General features: G+C 68.1%; 20 protein-coding genes and 1 pseudogene. 9 read left to right on the forward strand and 12 right to left on the reverse strand.

The genetic code is table 11. The features are described 5' to 3' along the window. The first annotated feature begins 312 nt into the window (after nt 1-312). Nucleotides 313-693 (forward strand): nuclear transport factor 2 family protein, encoded by a 381-nt coding sequence (locus tag ACTIE9_RS01625; RefSeq protein ID WP_439563832.1) that lies wholly within the window; start codon nt 313-315, stop codon nt 691-693. On the opposite strand, the gene ACTIE9_RS01630 is transcribed toward ACTIE9_RS01625, so the two are convergent. Beyond that, entirely contained in the window at nt 665-1021 is a 357-nt protein-coding gene (locus tag ACTIE9_RS01630; RefSeq protein ID WP_439563916.1) for a YciI family protein, read from the reverse strand. The two genes, ACTIE9_RS01625 and ACTIE9_RS01630, sit on opposite strands and share 29 nt — an antisense overlap. 99 nt (nt 1022-1120) lie before the next feature. Here ACTIE9_RS01630 and ACTIE9_RS01635 point away from each other — a divergent pair, with 99 nt between their 5' ends. The 3 genes from ACTIE9_RS01635 to ACTIE9_RS01645 are packed head-to-tail and all read left to right on the forward strand — an operon-like array spanning nt 1121 to nt 2222. Then, complete coding sequence (locus tag ACTIE9_RS01635) at nt 1121-1480, forward strand: bleomycin resistance protein (protein WP_439563833.1); 360 nt, start codon at nt 1121-1123, stop codon at nt 1478-1480. 2 nt (nt 1481-1482) lie between these two features. After that, the gene (locus ACTIE9_RS01640) at nt 1483-1851 is read left to right on the forward strand and encodes a DUF2200 domain-containing protein (RefSeq protein WP_439563834.1); all 369 of its coding nucleotides are present in this window, start codon (nt 1483-1485) and stop codon (nt 1849-1851) included. Next, nucleotides 1848-2222: a YchJ family protein gene (locus ACTIE9_RS01645; RefSeq protein ID WP_439563835.1), complete on the forward strand. Its 375-nt coding sequence runs from the start codon at nt 1848-1850 to the stop codon at nt 2220-2222. Before ACTIE9_RS01640 ends, ACTIE9_RS01645 begins: the two co-directional genes overlap by 4 nt. On the opposite strand, the gene ACTIE9_RS01650 is transcribed toward ACTIE9_RS01645, so the two are convergent. Next, nucleotides 2204-3442, reverse strand: coding sequence for a trans-sulfuration enzyme family protein (locus ACTIE9_RS01650; protein WP_439563836.1), 1239 nt, complete (start codon nt 3440-3442; stop codon nt 2204-2206). The genes ACTIE9_RS01645 and ACTIE9_RS01650 overlap by 19 nt on opposite strands. A gap of 95 nt (nt 3443-3537) precedes the next feature. On the opposite strand from ACTIE9_RS01650, the gene ACTIE9_RS01655 reads away from it, so the two are divergent. Further along, nucleotides 3538-4056: an Lrp/AsnC family transcriptional regulator gene (locus ACTIE9_RS01655; protein ID WP_439563837.1), complete on the forward strand. Its 519-nt coding sequence runs from the start codon at nt 3538-3540 to the stop codon at nt 4054-4056. Nucleotides 4057-4179: 123 nt separating this feature from the next. Here ACTIE9_RS01655 and trpD read toward each other — a convergent pair whose 3' ends face one another. Continuing rightward, a complete protein-coding gene (gene trpD / locus ACTIE9_RS01660; RefSeq protein WP_439563838.1) occupies nt 4180-5241 on the reverse strand; it encodes an anthranilate phosphoribosyltransferase in 1062 nt (353 codons plus the stop codon). A gap of 78 nt (nt 5242-5319) precedes the next feature. Between trpD and ctaE the strand changes: the two genes are divergently transcribed. The 4 genes from ctaE to qcrB are packed head-to-tail and all read left to right on the forward strand — an operon-like array spanning nt 5320 to nt 9503. Next, a complete protein-coding gene (gene ctaE / locus ACTIE9_RS01665; protein ID WP_439563839.1) occupies nt 5320-5949 on the forward strand; it encodes an aa3-type cytochrome oxidase subunit III in 630 nt (209 codons plus the stop codon). Between the two features lie 26 nt (nt 5950-5975). Continuing rightward, complete coding sequence (gene qcrC / locus ACTIE9_RS01670) at nt 5976-6773, forward strand: cytochrome bc1 complex diheme cytochrome c subunit (protein ID WP_439563840.1); 798 nt, start codon at nt 5976-5978, stop codon at nt 6771-6773. A gap of 31 nt (nt 6774-6804) precedes the next feature. Then, nucleotides 6805-7884 carry a cytochrome bc1 complex Rieske iron-sulfur subunit gene (gene qcrA / locus ACTIE9_RS01675; RefSeq protein WP_439563841.1) on the forward strand — a complete coding sequence of 360 codons (1080 nt, stop codon included), beginning with the start codon at nt 6805-6807 and terminating at the stop codon, nt 7882-7884. 53 nt (nt 7885-7937) lie between these two features. Further along, nucleotides 7938-9503, forward strand: a complete 1566-nt coding sequence (gene qcrB / locus ACTIE9_RS01680) for a cytochrome bc1 complex cytochrome b subunit (RefSeq protein ID WP_439563917.1) — start codon at nt 7938-7940, stop codon at nt 9501-9503. A gap of 102 nt (nt 9504-9605) precedes the next feature. Here the strand turns inward: qcrB and ACTIE9_RS01685 are convergent, their stop codons facing one another. From ACTIE9_RS01685 to ACTIE9_RS01725, 9 genes and pseudogenes are all read right to left on the reverse strand, one after another. After that, a complete protein-coding gene (locus tag ACTIE9_RS01685) occupies nt 9606-10355 on the reverse strand; it encodes a formylglycine-generating enzyme family protein (RefSeq protein ID WP_439563842.1) in 750 nt (249 codons plus the stop codon). A 3-nt stretch (nt 10356-10358) separates the two neighbouring features. Further along, nucleotides 10359-10487: a hypothetical protein gene (locus tag ACTIE9_RS01690; RefSeq protein ID WP_439563920.1), complete on the reverse strand. Its 129-nt coding sequence runs from the start codon at nt 10485-10487 to the stop codon at nt 10359-10361. 23 nt (nt 10488-10510) lie between these two features. Continuing rightward, nucleotides 10511-10912: pseudogene (locus ACTIE9_RS01695) on the reverse strand (GNAT family N-acetyltransferase); the annotation flags it as partial. 16 nt (nt 10913-10928) lie between these two features. After that, nucleotides 10929-11357 carry a GNAT family N-acetyltransferase gene (locus ACTIE9_RS01700; RefSeq protein ID WP_439563843.1) on the reverse strand — a complete coding sequence of 143 codons (429 nt, stop codon included), beginning with the start codon at nt 11355-11357 and terminating at the stop codon, nt 10929-10931. Nucleotide 11358: 1 nt separating this feature from the next. Beyond that, nucleotides 11359-11775 (reverse strand): cytochrome c oxidase subunit 4, encoded by a 417-nt coding sequence (locus ACTIE9_RS01705; protein ID WP_439563844.1) that lies wholly within the window; start codon nt 11773-11775, stop codon nt 11359-11361. Between the two features lie 8 nt (nt 11776-11783). After that, on the reverse strand, nt 11784-13520 hold the full coding sequence (gene ctaD / locus ACTIE9_RS01710; protein ID WP_439563845.1) for an aa3-type cytochrome oxidase subunit I: 1737 nt from the start codon (nt 13518-13520) through the stop codon (nt 11784-11786). 7 nt (nt 13521-13527) lie between these two features. Continuing rightward, nucleotides 13528-14394 carry an aa3-type cytochrome oxidase subunit II gene (gene ctaC / locus ACTIE9_RS01715; protein WP_439563846.1) on the reverse strand — a complete coding sequence of 289 codons (867 nt, stop codon included), beginning with the start codon at nt 14392-14394 and terminating at the stop codon, nt 13528-13530. Between the two features lie 203 nt (nt 14395-14597). Next, nucleotides 14598-14969 carry a HesB/IscA family protein gene (locus ACTIE9_RS01720; protein WP_439563847.1) on the reverse strand — a complete coding sequence of 124 codons (372 nt, stop codon included), beginning with the start codon at nt 14967-14969 and terminating at the stop codon, nt 14598-14600. 31 nt (nt 14970-15000) lie between these two features. Continuing rightward, nucleotides 15001-16419: a dipeptidase gene (locus ACTIE9_RS01725; RefSeq protein WP_439563848.1), complete on the reverse strand. Its 1419-nt coding sequence runs from the start codon at nt 16417-16419 to the stop codon at nt 15001-15003. Between the last annotated feature and the right edge of the window lie 40 nt (nt 16420-16459).

Here is a 16459-nt window from a genome sequence, read left to right on the forward strand (position 1 = left end):
AGGCGATTCAGGAGGTCTTTCCCGGCCGAAAAGGTCTGAGGTCGGCCCGTGGCGCCGGATCCGTGCGGACGGATCGGAGTGACGACGCGACACAAGACGGGGATACTCCCCTCCGAAAACAAGTGAACCACACTGCACGTATCCGAAAGGATCACACCAGTGTTATCTCAGCAGACTCATAGATCGAGATCGGGTTGTGTTATCCGATAATCCACATTATGTCAGTGAGCGTCACGCGCGACGAGGGCTGTTCGCCCTGAGCGTGCTTCAGCCTCTCTCCCCGAGCATTCTCCCCGTCGATAGGTTCGAAGCATGCCGACTCTCGACGCCCACGGCCTATCCCTCGACGACGCCGAAGACCTGCTGCTCGACGCCATGCGCACGAGCGACCTCGAAACGCTCGACGCGCTCATCGCCGACGAGCTCGCGTTCACGCTTCCCGATGGCACGACCATCGGCAAACTCGACGACCTCGAATCGCATCGCACGGGCGCCACGCGCTTCGAACGCCTCACCGCGCTGTCGCGTCACTCGACCGAGCACGACGGCGCCGGAGAGACGCAGACGGCCGTCGACGCGGTCATCCTGTGGAACGGCGATCGCATCGAAGCAACGCTCACCTACTCGCGCTCGTGGCGCATCGTGGACGGCCGCTGGCAGGTCGTCAGCGGCGCAGCCGTGCCGACGGCATAGCCGGCGCATATCCCCCGAAGAACGGCCGCAGCTCGACAACGCGGTTGCAGGCGCGCGACCCCTCGGCAGCGAGCGCGAGCGCCGCATCCCGGTCGGCCGCCTCAATGATCCAGAACCCCGAGACGTACTGCTCGGTGTCGTGCAGCGGGCCGGGAGTGACGAGCCCCGCTCCCCCGCGATTGTCGACGACGACGGATGCCCGAGGCGAGGCCAAGCCCTCCGCCATGATCAACTGGCCTGCGCTCTGCAACTGCGCGTTGAACGCGTCGATCGCCGCCATCTCTACGGAGTTTCCCGAATCAGTTTCATTATCGATCACGCTGATCATGAACTTCACGAAACACCACCCTCCCTCGTCGTGCGCCAGACCGTAGCGCACACGGGCCCCGTACTGCACCCGTGCCCGCCTGATGGATACACTCCCCGCATGACAGACCGCGCCGTCCCGACGCTCCCATCGCGCGATCTTGACGCGACCGCCGCGTTCTACGAGGCGCTCGGGTTCGTCGAGAGCTACCGTGACGCGGGCTGGCTCATCATGAGCCGCGGTGGCCTCACGCTCGAGTTCTTCCCTCACCGCGATCTCGATCCGGCGACGAGCGACCATCAGGCGAACCTCCGCGTCGACGACCTGGATGACCTGCACGCGGCGTTCGCTCTCGCAAGCATCCCGCACGGCGTCACGGGCATCCCGCGCCTGACGCCGATCGAGCACCAGCCGTGGGGAGCCCGCGCAGCCTTCCTCGTCGACCTCGACGGCACGATGCTGCGACTCATCGAGAACTGATTATGGCGACGGCACCCGCAACCCTCGAGCGCGTCGCGCGCATGCCGTTCGGGCAGGTGTATCCGCTCTACATCGCCAAGCTCGAGCGGAAGGGCCGCACGCCGGCAGAGCTCGACGAGGTCATCACCTGGCTGACGGGGTTCGACAGTGCCGCCATTGCACAGCACGTGGCCGACCAGACGACGTTCGCCGACTTCTTTGCCCAATCGCACCTCAACGCGAACGCCTCGCTCATCACCGGCGTGATCTGCGGCGTGCGGGTCGAAGAGATCGAGGAGTCGCTGATGCAGCAAGTGCGCTACCTCGACAAGCTTGTCGATGAGCTTGCCAAGGGCAAGGCGATGGAGAAGGTTCTGCGCACGAGCGCATGATGATGCGCTGCCCGTGCCTGAGCGGACTCCCCTACGCCGAGTGCTGCGAACCGCCGCACCGCGGCGACGCCGTCGCCCCGATGGCTGAGGCGCTCATGCGCTCGCGCTTCAGCGCCTTCGCCGTCGGCGACGCCGCCTACCTGCTCGCGACCTGGCACCCCTCGACGAGGCCCGCGACCCTCGAGCTCGACCCCGAACTGCGCTGGTACCGCCTCGACATCATCGACCGCTCGGCCGGCGGCCCGCTCGACGCCCGAGGCGAGGTCGAGTTTGAAGCGTTCTGGCGCTCCCCCGACGCCCGTGGCTCCCAACGCGAACGCAGCACGTTCGTGCGCGAGGGCGGGCGCTGGTATTACGTCGCCGAGGTCTGAACCGGCGAATGCTCGAGCGCGGCGCCGTCGAGCACGGCGTCGAGCGCGGCCTCGAGGTCGCGCCAGAGGTCGACCCCCGACTCGAGGCCGATCGACAGGCGCACGATGCCAGCCCCGGGGCGGGCATCCGGCGCCACCGGGCGGTGCGTGAGCGATGCCGGATGCTGCACCAGCGAATCGACGCCCCCGAGCGACACGGCGTGCGTGAAGAGCCGCAGCGATCCCGTGAGCGCCTGCGCGGCCGTGTATCCCCCCGCCAGGTCGAGGGCCAGCATCGCCCCGGGCCCGCGCAGCTGCGTGCCGAGCAGCCCGCGCGGGTCGGATCCGGGCAGGCCCGGGTAGTGCACGCGCGCGACGGCGGGGTGCTGGGCCAGCAGCACGGCCAGATCCCCCGCCGTCGCCTGCTGCGCGCGCACGCGCAGCGCGAGCGTCGGCAGCCCGCGGTGCAGCAGGTAGGCGCCGAGCGGGTGGAGCAGCCCGCCCGTGATGGCTCGCACAGGGCGGATCGCCGTCGCCCACTCGGCGCTCGTCGCGACCACTCCCCCCATGGCGTCGCCGTGGCCACCCAGGTACTTCGTGGCGCTGTGCAGCACGAGGGCTGCGCCCTGCGCGAGCGGGTTCTGCAGCACGGGCGTCGCGAAGGTGCTGTCGACCATGACCGGCACGTCGCCCGCCGCCGCGACGATCGCGGCGATGTCGACGAGCTCGAGCGTGGGGTTGCACGGTGTCTCCATGACGACGAGGCACGTGTCGTCGCGCACCGCATCGCCGACCTCGTCGGGGGCGCAGAACGTCGTCTCAGCGCCGAGCAGCCCCGAGGCCAGCAGGTGATCGGTGCCGCCGTAGAGCGGGCGCACCGCGACGACATGCCGGCCCCGACCGCGGTTCATCGCCGCGAGGAGCATGGCCGAGAAGGCTGCCATGCCCGAAGCAAAGGCCACGGCCTCAGCAGCACCCTCGAGCGTGGCGAGCGCCTCCTCGAAGCGCGCGACGGTCGGATTCCACAGCCGCGCGTAGACGTTGCCGCCCTCGGTCGGATGCCCGCCGGTCGCGATCGCCTCGTACGACGCTCCCCCGGCGTCGATGTCCGGCAGCGGATTCGTCGTCGACAAGTCGATCGGCAACGCGTGCACGCCCAGCGCGGTCAGGTCGCCGCGCCCCGCGCGCACGGCGATCGTCTCGAAGGCGTCGTGCAGACCCGAAGCGTCGTTGCTCGTCATGCGTCGATTCTGGCGCTCTCTGCGGCAGAAGTGAGATGAAACCGCAGGTTCTGCGCCGATTGACGCTTGCGACGCGCATGCTTCATGCTGGCGGGATGCTCGGCTCATCGGATCCGCAGAACGCGCGCCCCGCATCCCTCGACGCCATCGACCTCTCGATGCTCGCCGAGCTCGAGCGCAACGGGCGCCTTACCAACGCCGCGCTCGCCGCCCGGGTCGGCATCGCCGAGTCGACGTGCACCCAGCGGCTGCGCTCGCTTCGCGACCGCGGCGTCATCCGTGGTTTCCGCGCCGACATCGATCCGGCCGCGCTCGGACTCACCCTGCAAGCGCTCATCACCGTGCGTCTCGGCACCCACGGGCGCGAGCAGATCCGCGGCTTCGAGCAGCGCGTGCGGTCGCTGCCGAGCGTGCTCACGGCCTTCCACGTTGCCGGGGCCGACGACTACCTGCTGCACGTCGCGGTGGAGTCGGCCGCCGCGCTGCGAGAGCTCGTGCTCGAGCACCTCACGACCCACCCGCACGTGCGCCATGTCGAGACCCAGCTCGTCTTCGAGGTGCTCGAGGGCTCCGGCATGGTGCCGCGTGAGCCGGTACATCCGCCCCACGTCTGACCTCCGGGCCGCGCAATCGCAAGGGCTGGCAGCGAGAGCGTGCCAAACGGTCAACACCGTGCGCCGCAGCGCACGGCCTCCGCCGGAAGCCACGGTGTTGGCCGACAGAGCCAGCCGGGCGACCTATGCGTGCCGCTGCGTGGCCCTGGCCCAGGACTCGAGCTTCGCCGCAGCAGCACCCGAGTCGATCGCGTCGGCCGCGACGGCGAGCTGCTCATCGAGTCGCTCGAGCAGCGGCCGGCGCAGCTGCTCCGGGTCCTGCGCGAGTCGGTACGACACCAGCCCCGCCGCCGCGTTGAGCAGCACGATGTCGCGCACCGGGCCGGCCTCACCGGCGAGCACGGCGCGAGCGAGCCCCGCGTTGTGCTCGGGAGTCGACCCGAGAATCTCGTCGATCGCCGCGGTCGGGATCCCCAGTTCGCGCGGGTCGAGATCGTGCTCGGTGACGAAACCGCGCGACACCTCCCAGATGTGGCTGTGCCCCGTGGTCGTGATCTTGTCGATGCCGTCATCGCCGCGGTACACCAGTGCGGTAGCGCCGCGCGTGCGAAAGACGCCAACCATGAGCGGCACCCGGTCGAGGCTCGCGACGCCGACAGCGGAGGCCTCGGGGCGCGCGGGGTTGCAGAGCGGCCCGAGGATATTGAAGACGGTCGAGATACCCAGCTGACGCCGGGGCGGGCCCGCATGGCGGAAGCCCGGGTGGAACACGGCGGCGTTGAGGTAGGTCAAGCCCACCTCGCCGAACACCTCGGCGACGCGCTCGGGCTCGAGCTCGATGTTCACGCCGAGCACGCTGAGCACGTCTGAGGCCCCCGACGCCGAGCTCGCGCCTCGATTGCCGTGCTTGGCGACGGGCACGCCTGCGGCGGCGACGACGATGGATGCGATGGACGACACATTGACGACGGCTCCGTACGGGTCGCCTCCCGTTCCGACGATGTCGAGAACCATGGAGTCGATCTCGATCGAGCGCGCGTGCCGCAGCGCAGCATCCCGGAACCCGACGATCTCGTCGACGGTCTCGCCCTTGGCCCGCAGAGCGACGAGGAACCCCCCGAGCTGAGCCTCCGTGGCCTCCCCCGAGACCACCTGCTCCATGGCCCAGGCGGCCTCTGCGATCGACAGATCGTCACCATCGAGCATGCGGGTGAGGATGCGGGGCCAGGTGGGGGTCGTCGACATGCCTCGATGCTACTTTCCCGTCGGAATCGGGGGTGTCGCCCGGCCCGAACCTCCAGTTTCATCGGTCATAATGAACAGGTGACCAGTACCTCGCTTTCGAGCTCGCTCAGCGCGCCCACGATCAACCGACCCAACGTCGTCGCCGTGGGCACGATCGTCTGGCTGGGAAGCGAGGTGATGTTCTTCGCCGGCCTGTTCGCCATCTACTTCACACTGCGGTCGACCTCGCCCCAGCTGTGGGAGCAGGGCACCGAGCTCTTTAACATCCCGTTCGCGACCGTGAACACGATCATCCTCGTGCTCTCGAGCGTGACCTGCCAGTTCGGAGTCTTCGCCGCCGAGCGGCTCCAGGCGAAGCGCACCGGCTGGAGCCCCATGAAGTGGGGCATGGTCGAGTGGTTCTTCCTCACCTACGCCATGGGCGCCGTCTTCGTCGTCGGCCAGATCTACGAGTACTCGATTCTCGTGAGCGAGTACGTCACGCTCGACTCCGACGCCTTCGGCTCGGCCTTCTACCTCACGACGGGCTTCCACGGCCTCCACGTGACGGGCGGTCTGATCGCGTTCCTCCTGGTGATCGGCCGGGCATACGCCGTGAAGACCTTCACTCATCGGGACGCGACCAGCGCGATCGTGGTGTCCTATTACTGGCACTTCGTTGACGTGGTCTGGATCGGCCTCTTCCTCGTCATCTACGTCCTCCAATGATCCGCAGAATCGAGACGCACCACACCATGGCACCCACTCCTGCATCCGCCCGCCGCGCTGGTCGCCGCCACCCGCTGGCCACCACCGCGCTGCTCGTCGTCGGCCTCCTCGCCACGGGCGGCGCCTACGCGCTCGCCACGACCACTGCCACCGCGGAGACCACCGCGGCCAGCGCCGAGTTGATCGACGAGGGCGGCAAGCTGTTCGCCGCGAACTGCGCGAGCTGCCACGGGCTCAATGCCGAAGGAACCGCCGCTGGCCCGACGCTGATCGGCGCGGGAGCCCTCGCGGTCGACTTCCAGGTCGGAACCGGACGCATGCCGATGGCGGCCTCGGGCCCGCAGGCCGAGGTCAAGCCCGTGCAGTTCACGCAAGACCAGATCGACGCCATGGCCGCCTGGGTCGCCGACCTCGCACCCGGCCCGGCCGTTCCCGCCGACCGCTACATCGCGGGCGATGGTGACGCGGCGAACGGCGCCGAGCTGTTCCGCATCAACTGCGCCATGTGCCACAACGTGGCGGGCGCCGGCGGCGCCCTCACCGAGGGCAAGTGGGCTCCTGGACTCGCCGGAGTCGACCCGGTGCACGTCTACGGCGCCATGGTCACCGGCCCGCAGAACATGCCCGTCTTCAGCGACCTCAACCTCACGCCGGAGGACAAGAACGACATCATCACGTACCTGCTGTACGTGCAGGAGAACCCCTCCGTCGGCGGCTGGGACCTCGGCTCGCTCGGCCCCGTCTCCGAGGGCCTCTTCATCTGGATCTTCGGCCTCGGCGCCCTCGTCGGTGTGACCATCTGGCTCACCGCGAAGTCGAACTAGGCCCGCACGAACTTCGAGGAAAGGACGACCATTGGCTGAGGCACACGACGGCGCCAGCGGCGAGACCGCGGGCAAGGCTGTCGCCCAGCAGCAGGATCACTCGGCGCCCGCGCCCGCTGTCGCTGTGGTGCGCGCCGACCGGATCCCCAACCCGGGTTTCCCGCCCGAGCGGCTGCGCGTCACCGATCTCGACCCGAAAAAGGAGAAGCAGGCCGAGCGCACGATCAGCGCGCTCTTCTTCCTCTCGATCGTCGGAAGCGTGCTCGCCGTGGCCGCGTACATCCTGTTCCCGATCGATGAGCTCGACCCGAGCTCGATCCGTCTCAACAACATGTTCCTGGGCATCGGTATCACGCTCGGCCTCCTGGGCGTCGGCATCGGCGCGGTGCACTGGTCGAAAGCTCTGATGCACGGTCACGAACTCGTCGAGGAGCGCCACCCGACCCGCGGAAGCGACGAGTCGCGCGAACGCGCTGTCGAGATCTTCCGCGAGGCCAACGCCGAATCGGGCTTCACCCGTCGTGCCCTCGTGCGCAACTCGCTCATCGGTGCTGTCATCGCTACCCCGATCCCCGCGATCGCGCTGTTCCGCGACCTCGCGCCCGCGGAAGACCCCGTGGCGCTGCTGAAGCACACGATGTGGGAGGCCGGAACGCGGTTGACCCGCGACCCCTCCGGCACGCCGATCAAGGCGTCCGAGGTCACCATCGGGTCGGCGTTCCACGTCATTCCTGAGGGGCTCGCCGAGCTCGAGTCGCACCGGCTCGAAGAGAAGGCGAAAGCGGCCGTGCTGCTCATGCGCCTCCCTGTCGACGAGCTCAATGAGCTTCCCGAGCGCGCGAGCTGGTCGTACGACGGCATCGTCGCCTACTCCAAGATCTGTACGCACGTCGGGTGCCCCGTCGCGCTGTACGAGCAGCAGACGCACCACCTGCTGTGCCCCTGCCACCAGTCCCAGTTCGACGTCGCGAACCACTGCGAGGTCATCTTCGGACCGGCGGCCCGTCCCCTCCCCCAGCTCCCGATCACTGTGGATGAAGAGGGTTACCTCGTCGCGCAGAGCGACTTCACCGAACCTGTGGGTCCGAGCTTCTGGGAGCGTGCACTGTGAGTACCACTGCGACCCCGCCGGCACCGTCGGCCGAGACCGCGCCCGGGCGCGGCATGCGGTTCACGGGCTGGGCGGCCAACTACGTCGATGAGCGCACGAGCGCCTCGACCGCCGTCAAGACCCTCGGCCGCAAGATCTTCCCCGACCACTGGTCGTTCATGCTCGGCGAAGTGGCGCTCTACAGCTTCATCGTCATCCTGCTCAGCGGCACCTTCCTGACCTTCTTCTTCGACCCCTCTATGACCGAGGTCGAGTACGAGGGTTCGTACGTGCCCCTGCAGGGCATCCCGATGTCGGTCGCGTACCACTCGGCTCTCGACATCTCGTTCGAGATCCGCGGTGGTCTGCTCATGCGCCAGGTGCACCACTGGGCAGCTCTGCTGTTCGTGGCGGCCATCGGTCTGCACATGCTGCGCGTGTTCTTCACCGGCGCGTTCCGCAAGCCGCGCGAGTTCAACTGGGTGATCGGCTTCCTGCTGTTCGTCATGGCCATGGCGCTCGGCTTCACCGGCTACTCGCTCCCGGACGACCTGCTCTCCGGCAACGGCCTGCGCATCATCGACGGCATGATCAAGGCCGTTCCTGTCGCCGGCGCCTGGATCTCGTACCTCCTGTTCGGCGACGAGTTCCCGGGCACCGATATCATCCCGCGCCTCTACGTGCTGCACATCATGCTGCTGCCGGCGATCACGATCGCCCTCATCGGCATCCACATGGTGCTGCTGATCGTCAACAAGCACACGCAGTTCGCCGCTCCCGGTCGCACGAACGACAACGTCGTGGGTGCGCCGGTGCTGCCGGCGTTCGCGGCCAAGGCCGGCGGCTTCTTCTTCATCGTGTTCGGCGTGATCGTGCTGATCGCCTCGTTCTTCACGATCAACCCGATCTGGAACTACGGGCCGTACGACCCCTCGCCGGTGTCGGCCGGAACGCAGCCCGACTGGTACATCGGCTTCGCCGACGGTGCCCTGCGCCTGATCCCGCCGAACCTGGATGTGATCGACCCGTTCGGCTACACCTGGGCGTTCGGCGTGCTCATCCCGCTCGTCGGTCTCCTGGTGTTCATGGCCGCGGTCGCGCTCTACCCGTTCTTCGAGGCCTGGGTCACGGGCGACCGTCGTGAGCACCACATCGCCGAGCGTCCTCGCAACGCGCCGGTGCGCACGGCGATCGGCGCCGCCGGTGTCACGTTCTACGCAGCCCTCTGGGCAGCGGCGAGCTCCGACCTCATCGCCACGCACTTCCGGCTCACGATCGAGGGCGTCATCCACGCTCTGCAGTTCGCCACCGTGGTCGGCCCGTTCATCGCGTTCTTCATCACGAAGCGCGTCTGCCTGGCGCTGCAGCGCAAGGATCGCGAGATCGCGCTGCACGGCTTCGAGTCGGGCCGCGTCGTGCGCCTGCCGGGCGGCGAGTACATCGAGGTGCACGAGCAGCTCGACGACTTCGAGCGCTGGCGCCTGGTGAGCTTCGACGAGTACCAGCCGCTCATGGTGCGTCCGAACGACGACGGCAAGATCACGGTGACCCAGCGCGTGCGCGCAGGGCTCTCACGCTGGTTCTTCGAAGACCGCATCGCGCCGGTCACGATGAACGAGCTGGAGTCGCAGAAGCACTAGCGGACCGCCCCCCGTCGGCCCCGTCCTCTCATCGGAGGGCGGGGCCGACTCCGTTTCTGGGGCACGTTCTCCGCGGTCGACATGCACCGGCCCCCGGTCTCGTCAGCGGAGAGCGTGCTCGAGCGGCGTCCAGCCGATCGGGAGCGGTCCCGTCACGTGCGCGCGCCGGGCGTCGTCGGTGCGCGACCAGCCCTGCAACTCATCCGTCCCACGAGGGACGACAGCACCCCGAGCGACCCGGAGGCCGACATCATCGATGACCGCATCGGGGGCGCTCCCCCGGCGCACGGATGCCCGCACGCTCCAGGGGCGGTCGGCCCATCCTCCTCCGCGCAGCACGCGGTAGTCGCCGTACCGTGCGGTGTCGGCGTGATCCCAGACCCACTCCCAGACGTTCCCGAGCATGTCGTGAAGGCCGAACGCGTTCGCACGCTTGCGCCCGACCGGCTGCGGCGCCTCCACGTCGTCGAGGCTCGTCCAGGCCACCTCGGCGAGCTCGCCGTAGTGGGGACCGTCGCTGCCGGCACGGCAGGCGTGCTCCCACTCGACCTCGGTCGGCAGCCGGAATCCGTCCGCTGCCGCGTCCCACTCCACGCGGTCGCCGTCGAACCGGTAGGCGGGACGCAGGCCGGCGTGCTGCGACGCGGCGTTGCACCACAGGATCGCCTCGCACCACGACACGCCGTGCACCGGCGTCGACGGGTCGAGCCCGAGGCCACCCCGCTCCGCACGCTCGTGCAGGGCCGCGGATACGCTCGCGAACTGCTGCCCGGTCAGAGGCGTGCGAGCAAGCTCGAACGGCTGCAGCTCGATCGTGCGCTCCGTGCGGGTGCGAGCGTCAGCGAGCGACACGCGTCAGTTCGACACCCACTCGCGGCGGAGCAGCGCGAAGCGCTCGAGCGTCGTCCACTCGCCCTTGAACCAGTCGCCCTCGAGCATCGTGCCCTCGTGCCGCAATCCGAGCCGCCGCATGAGAGCGAGCACCGCCGTGTTGCGCGCGTCGCCTGCATCACGATGCGATGCGCCCCGCGATCGACCATGAGCCACGTGATGACCGCCGCGAGTGCCTCGCTCGCGTACCCGTTGCCCTGGTGACGTGGGTCGAGGGTCACCCCGAGCTCGAAGGTGTCGGGCTGATCGGCGTCTGCCCCCACCGCAACATCTCCCAGTAACGCCTCGTGGACGTTCTCGCGTCGTCGCAGGGCGAGCTGCACCCACTCCCCCGGGTTCGGGATGCCCTGCGCCGGCTGCTCGGCGATGAGTGACTCGGCATCCGCGAGCGAGTAGTCCGTGCCCCAGGTCTGGAACCGCGCGACCTCGGGCATGCGCCGGTACGACGCGAACGCCTCGGCGTCGGCAGGACCGAGCGGATCGATCAGAAGCCGCTCGGTGGTCACGAGAACGGTCATAACCGGCGACCTCGGGTCAGAACACCCGACGCATGTACTCGGCGTTCTGCGAATAGCCGAGACGGTCGTAGAACCCTCCGGCTCGGCGAGCGGCGACCGTGAGCTGGCGCACGCCGCGGCGGATGCACTCCGTCTCGACCTCGTGCACGAGCGCGGTGCCGAGATCGAGACCGCGGGCGTCTTCGTCGACGGCGATCTCCTGCAGCTGCGCCGAGAGACCGTTGGTCGACAGCAGGCGCGCGATCGTCGTGAGGGCGTAGCCCTGCACGACGCCGTCGGCGTTCTCCGCGACGAGCAGCAGGACGTCGTCATCCGCGCTCTCGACGATGGCGGAGAAGCTCTCGTCGAAAGCCGATCGCACCGGGACGAACGCTGCGCCGAGCTGCCGCACGAGGTCGAACACGGCATCGGCATCCGACGCCGCGGCCCGGCGCACAACGGTCACGTCAGCGCCCGAAGTTGCCGCGGTAGTACTCGTAGACCCAGCCGACGAGGGCAAGCAGCGCGAGGGGCACCGCGTACGCGACGATCCAGAACGAGATCGAGAGGCCGAGGAATACGAGGGCAGCACCACCGGCGAGGGCGACCGGCCACCAGCTCCAGGGCGAGAAGAAGCCCTGCTCGGCTTCGCCGTCGTCGATATCGGCATCGAGACGGTCTTCGGCGAGCTCGCCACCCTGGTTGCGGAACACCAGTTGCAGGTAGGCCGCGATGAACGCCGAGAGGATCATGGACAGGCCTATCGCGATGGCGCCCACCCACTCGACCTGACCGGTGTCGATGATCGCCCACACGACGTAGACCACAGTGAGCAGAGCGAAGAACCCCGTGAGAACCCAGAAGAGGTTGATGGTCGTCTTCATGGCCTGCCCTACTTGATCTTGTTGTCGTCGATGTCGAGCACCGGCGCGTCAGGGGCGTCCTTGAACGGTCCGATGCCGAGCGGGATGCTGGCCTCGGGGTGGTTCAGGTCGAACGCCGGCGACTCCGAGCGGATGCGCGGGATCGAGGTGAAGTTGTGGCGCGGCGGCGGGCACGACGTCGCCCACTCGAGCGAGCGGCCGTAGCCCCACGGGTCGTTCACGGTGACGAGGGGTGCGCGACGAGCCGTGATGTAGACATTGAGCAAGAACGGCACCATCGAAGCGGCCAGGATTATCGACCCGAAGGTCGACAACTGGTTCATCCAGGTGAATCCGTCGTCGACGAGATACGTCGCGTAGCGTCGCGGCATGCCCACAACCCCGAGCCAGTGCTGCACCAGGAACGTGGTGTGGAAGCCGATGAACAGCGTCCAGAAATGGATCATGCCCAGACGTTCGTTGAGCATCTTGCCCGTCCACTTCGGCCACCAGAAGTAGAAGCCGGCGAACATCGCGAACACGACCGTGCCGAACACCACGTAGTGGAAGTGGGCGACGACGAAGTAGGAGTCGGAGACCGCGAAGTCGAGCGGCGGCGACGCCAGGATGACGCCCGTGAGACCACCGAAGACGAACGTGATCAGGAAGCCGAGGGTGAAGACCATGGGCGTCTCGAAGGTTACCGAACCCCGCCACATGGTGCCGATCCAGTTGAAGATCTTCACGCCCGTCGGCACGGCGATGAGCATCGTCATGAGGGCGAAGAACGGCAGCAGCACCGACCCAGTCACGTACATGTGGTGAGCCCACACGGTCATGGAGAGCGCCGCGATCGCGATCGTCGCGTAGACGAGCGTCTTGTAGCCGAAGATCGGTTTCCGGCTGAAGACAGGGATGATCTCCGACACGATGCCGAAGAACGGCAGAGCGATGATGTAGACCTCAGGGTGCCCGAAGAACCAGAACAGGTGCTGCCACAGGATGGCGCCGCCCGTCGCCGCATCGAAGACGTGCGAGCCGAACATCCGGTCGGAACCGAGGGCGAACAGCGAGGCGGCGAGCACCGGGAAGGCCATGAGAACGAGCAGCGAGGTGACGAGCGTGTTCCAGGTGAAGATCGGCATACGCCACATGGTCATGCCCGGCGCGCGCATGGTGATGATCGTCGTGATGAAGTTCACTGCGCCCAGGATGGTTCCGAAACCGCTCAACGTCAGACCGAAGACCCACATATTGCCGCCGAGGCCTGGCGAGAAGGTCTGGCTCGAGAGTGGCGCGTACGCGAACCACCCGAACGAGGCGGCGCCCTGGGGGGTGAGGAACCCGGCGACGGCGATGAACGAGCCGAACGAGTAGAGCCAATACGCGAACGCGTTGAGGCGTGGGAAGGCGACGTCGGGAGCGCCGATCTGCAGCGGCATGAGGACGTTGGCGAAACCGGCGAACAGCGGCGTCGCGAACATGAGCAGCATGATCGTGCCGTGCATGGTGAAGAGCTGGTTGTACTGCTCTTTCGTCGCGACGATCTCGAGGCCCGGGGCGAACAACTGCGCACGGATGACGAGGGCCATGACGCCGCCGATGAGGAAGTACACGAACGACGTGATCAGGTACATGTACCCGATCGTCTTGTGGTCGGTCGTCGTGATCCAGCCAACGAAGACGTTGCCCTTGCGGCCAACGGTCGGCGAAACGTGCTCAGGCGCGGGGCCCGAGACACTCGGGCGAGGTGCGGTCGTGGTCATGAGCCGCTCACTCCTCTTCTTCGGTCGCGCCGGTGGTGCCCGGCAGGTTCGTGTTCGTGTTGAGCTCAGGGCCGAGGCGGCCGACGTTGCCTTCGGCGCGCAGCGACTCGATGTACTCGTCGTACTCGGCCTGCGAGACGACCTCGACGTTGAAGAGCATGAGCGAGTGGTACTCGCCGCACAGCTCGGCGCACTTGCCGGTGTAGCTGCCCTCCTTCTCGGGGATGAAGTACCAGTAGTTCGTCTTGCCGGGGATCATGTCCTTCTTGTAAAGGAAGTCGATGATCCAGAACGAGTGGATGACGTCGCGCGACTCGATGCGGATCTCGACCTTCTGGCCGACCGGCAGGTAGAGCGTGGGGAGGCTCTCGGGGTCGATGGTGTTGTTCGGCCCCGTCTCCTGAGCCTGGATGCCCGCGTAGTAGACGTCCTCGGTGATGTAGTTGAAGTCCCACGCCCAGCGCTTGCCGTACACCTCGATGACGGTGTCGGGGTCGGCGAGCGGCGCCTCGATCTCAGCCTGGTCGCGAGCGGTGAACGCGAAGAACCCGAGCACGAGGATGAGCGGCACGACCGTGTAGAAGGCCTCGATCGGCATGTTGTAGCGCAGCTGCGCCGGCAGGCCGGTCTGGCCGCGACGGCGGCGGTAGACGATGGCGGCCCAGATGATCAGACCCCACGTGATGATGCCCACGACGAGCAACACGATCCACGACGTCACCCAGAGACCGATCACCCGGTCGACCTGGTTCGTCGTGCCGGGCTCGGTGGGCAGCCAGCCGAGCGTCTGCTGAGTCGTGCAGCCCGCGAGGGCGACCGTGGTGACGATGGCGAGCGGGATCGCCGTCAATCGAAGACGTCGGTTGGAACGCACCGGAGACCTCTCGTGGCGGGGGCGGGGAACACTCGTCAGTCTACGTCACAGGCGACGGGCCGACCGCCTCACGACGCTCCGAACAGTCTGCCAATCGGCCGATTCTCACCGAGGACCCCTGGTGGTGCGCAATAGACGAAGGGCCCGCCGGTAGGCGGGCCCTTGTCGAGAATCGTTCGCGCTGTGGATGCGCGCGTGACCGATCAGTGGAAGCTGTCACCGCAGGCGCAGCTGCCGCCCGCGTTCGGGTTGTCGATCGTGAAGCCCTGCTTCTGGATGGTGTCCTCGAAGTCGATCGAGGCGCCGTCGAGGTAGGGGACGCTCATCTTGTCGACGACGACCTCGACGCCGTCGAAGTCGCGGAGGGCGTCGCCGTCGAGCACCCGCTCGTCGAAGTAGAGCTGGTAGATGAGCCCCGAGCAGCCGCCCGGCTGGACGGCGAGCCGCAGACGCAGGTCATCGCGGCCCTCCTGCTCGAGCAGCGAGCGCACCTTGGCGGCGGCGGCCTCGGTGAGGCTCACGCCGTGAGCCGCATCGGCGCTGGTGCTCGGCGTGGTGAGAGCGGTGTCGGTCATGGAGACTCCTCGCGTGGGTCGGAAACTGCCCTCAGTCTACGCGGTGAGCCTGGATGCGCGTCAGGAGCACAGCCTCGGTGAGGATCGCACGGTGGAAGACGCCCAGATGCAGCGACTCGTCAGGGCTGTGCGCACGGGTGTGCGGGTCTTCGACACCGGTGACGAGCACCTGGGCAGTGGGGAAGGTCTCTGCGAGCTGGGCGATGAACGGGATCGAGCCGCCGACACCGACCTGGACGGGGTCGGCGCCCCAGGCATCGTGCATGGCTGCGAGAGCTTCGTCCACCGCCCAGCCGTCGGTGTCGACGAGAAAGGGCTCGCCCAGGTCGATGGCCCCGAAGTCGAGGTGCGCGCCGAACGGCGCGTGCGCGCGCAGATGCCGCTCGATCGCAGCGAACGCCTCGCCGGCCGACTGGCCGGGGGCCACGCGCGCGCTGATCTTCACCGTGATCGAGGGCGCGAGCGTGTTCGACGCGTTCTGCACGCTCGGCGCGTCGATGCCCGTCACCGTGACCGAGGGCTGCGCCCACAGCCGGTGCAGCAGCTCGCCGCGGCCGATCGGCCGAACGCCCTCGAGGAGCCCCGCCTCATCACGCAGACGTTGCTCCGGGATGCTCGGCACGACCTGCTCGTGCGACCGCAGCCCGTCGACCGCGACCGCGCCGTCGGCGTCGTGCAGGGTCGCGAGCAGGGCGATCGTGGCGAGCATCGCATCCGGCACCGCTCCCCCGTACATGCCCGAGTGCGAGGCGTGGCCGAGGGTCGAGACCGTGAGACTGAAGGTCGCGTTGCCGCGCAGCCCGACCGTGAGCGAGGGGGTGTCGACCGCCCAGTTGTCGGAGTCGGCGACCACGATGACATCGGCGGCGAGCAGCGCTCGATGGCGCTCGAGCAGAGCACCGAACGAGCGCGAGCCGAACTCCTCCTCGCCCTCGATGAAGACGACGATGCCGATCTCCGGCTCGCCGCTCGTCTCCATGAACGCGCGGATCGCGGCGACGTGCGCCATCACACCGGCCTTGTCGTCGGCGACTCCGCGCCCGTAGAGGCGGTCGCCGCGCAGGGTGGGCTCGAAGGGCGGCGAGCTCCAGTCGGCGTCGGCGCCGGGGGGCTGCACATCGTGGTGCGCGTAGAGCAGCACGGTGGGTCGCCCCGCTCCGGGAGCGCGGCGCGCGAGCACGGCCGGCTGACCGAGCGCCCCGTCGGGGCCGGGAGCACGGTCGACGAGCACCTCGTCGAAAACCTCGAGCGCGCGCAGCAGCTCGGCCGTGCGCTCGGCCGAGGCCTGCACGTGCGCCGGATCGAAGCCGTCCCACGACACCGAAGGGATGCGCACGAGCTCGCTGAGCTCGGCGATCGCGCGGGGCAGGCCGTCGCGAACGGTCTCGCGCAGCGCGGCGAGGGTCTCGGCGGGCACGGTCGCGGCGTCGGGGCGTTCGGCAGGCGTCATGCCGGTAATCTTAAGGCTCTGCTTCAACGGAAGGATGTGC

It is taken from the genome of Microcella sp., from assembly GCF_051860105.1.
Taxonomy (GTDB): Bacteria; Actinomycetota; Actinomycetes; order Actinomycetales; family Microbacteriaceae; genus Microcella.

Bases quoted from the DNA above. Each gene is read 5' to 3' on its own strand.
- ACTIE9_RS01625 (WP_439563832.1), top strand. From the start codon at position 313: ATGCCGACTCTCGACGCCCACGGCCTATCCCTCGACGACGCCGAAGAC.
- ACTIE9_RS01630 (WP_439563916.1), bottom strand. From the start codon at position 1,021: ATGATCAGCGTGATCGATAATGAAACTGATTCGGGAAACTCCGTAGAG.
- ACTIE9_RS01635 (WP_439563833.1), top strand. From the start codon at position 1,121: ATGACAGACCGCGCCGTCCCGACGCTCCCATCGCGCGATCTTGACGCG.
- qcrB (WP_439563917.1), top strand. From the start codon at position 7,938: ATGCGGTTCACGGGCTGGGCGGCCAACTACGTCGATGAGCGCACGAGC.
- ACTIE9_RS01725 (WP_439563848.1), bottom strand. From the start codon at position 16,419: ATGACGCCTGCCGAACGCCCCGACGCCGCGACCGTGCCCGCCGAGACC.
- ctaD (WP_439563845.1), bottom strand. From the start codon at position 13,520: ATGACCACGACCGCACCTCGCCCGAGTGTCTCGGGCCCCGCGCCTGAG.
- ACTIE9_RS01645 (WP_439563835.1), top strand. From the start codon at position 1,848: ATGATGATGCGCTGCCCGTGCCTGAGCGGACTCCCCTACGCCGAGTGC.
- ACTIE9_RS01720 (WP_439563847.1), bottom strand. From the start codon at position 14,969: ATGACCGACACCGCTCTCACCACGCCGAGCACCAGCGCCGATGCGGCT.
- trpD (WP_439563838.1), bottom strand. From the start codon at position 5,241: ATGTCGACGACCCCCACCTGGCCCCGCATCCTCACCCGCATGCTCGAT.
- ACTIE9_RS01655 (WP_439563837.1), top strand. From the start codon at position 3,538: ATGCTCGGCTCATCGGATCCGCAGAACGCGCGCCCCGCATCCCTCGAC.
- ACTIE9_RS01650 (WP_439563836.1), bottom strand. From the start codon at position 3,442: ATGACGAGCAACGACGCTTCGGGTCTGCACGACGCCTTCGAGACGATC.
- ACTIE9_RS01705 (WP_439563844.1), bottom strand. From the start codon at position 11,775: ATGAAGACGACCATCAACCTCTTCTGGGTTCTCACGGGGTTCTTCGCT.
- ACTIE9_RS01640 (WP_439563834.1), top strand. From the start codon at position 1,483: ATGGCGACGGCACCCGCAACCCTCGAGCGCGTCGCGCGCATGCCGTTC.
- qcrC (WP_439563840.1), top strand. From the start codon at position 5,976: ATGGCACCCACTCCTGCATCCGCCCGCCGCGCTGGTCGCCGCCACCCG.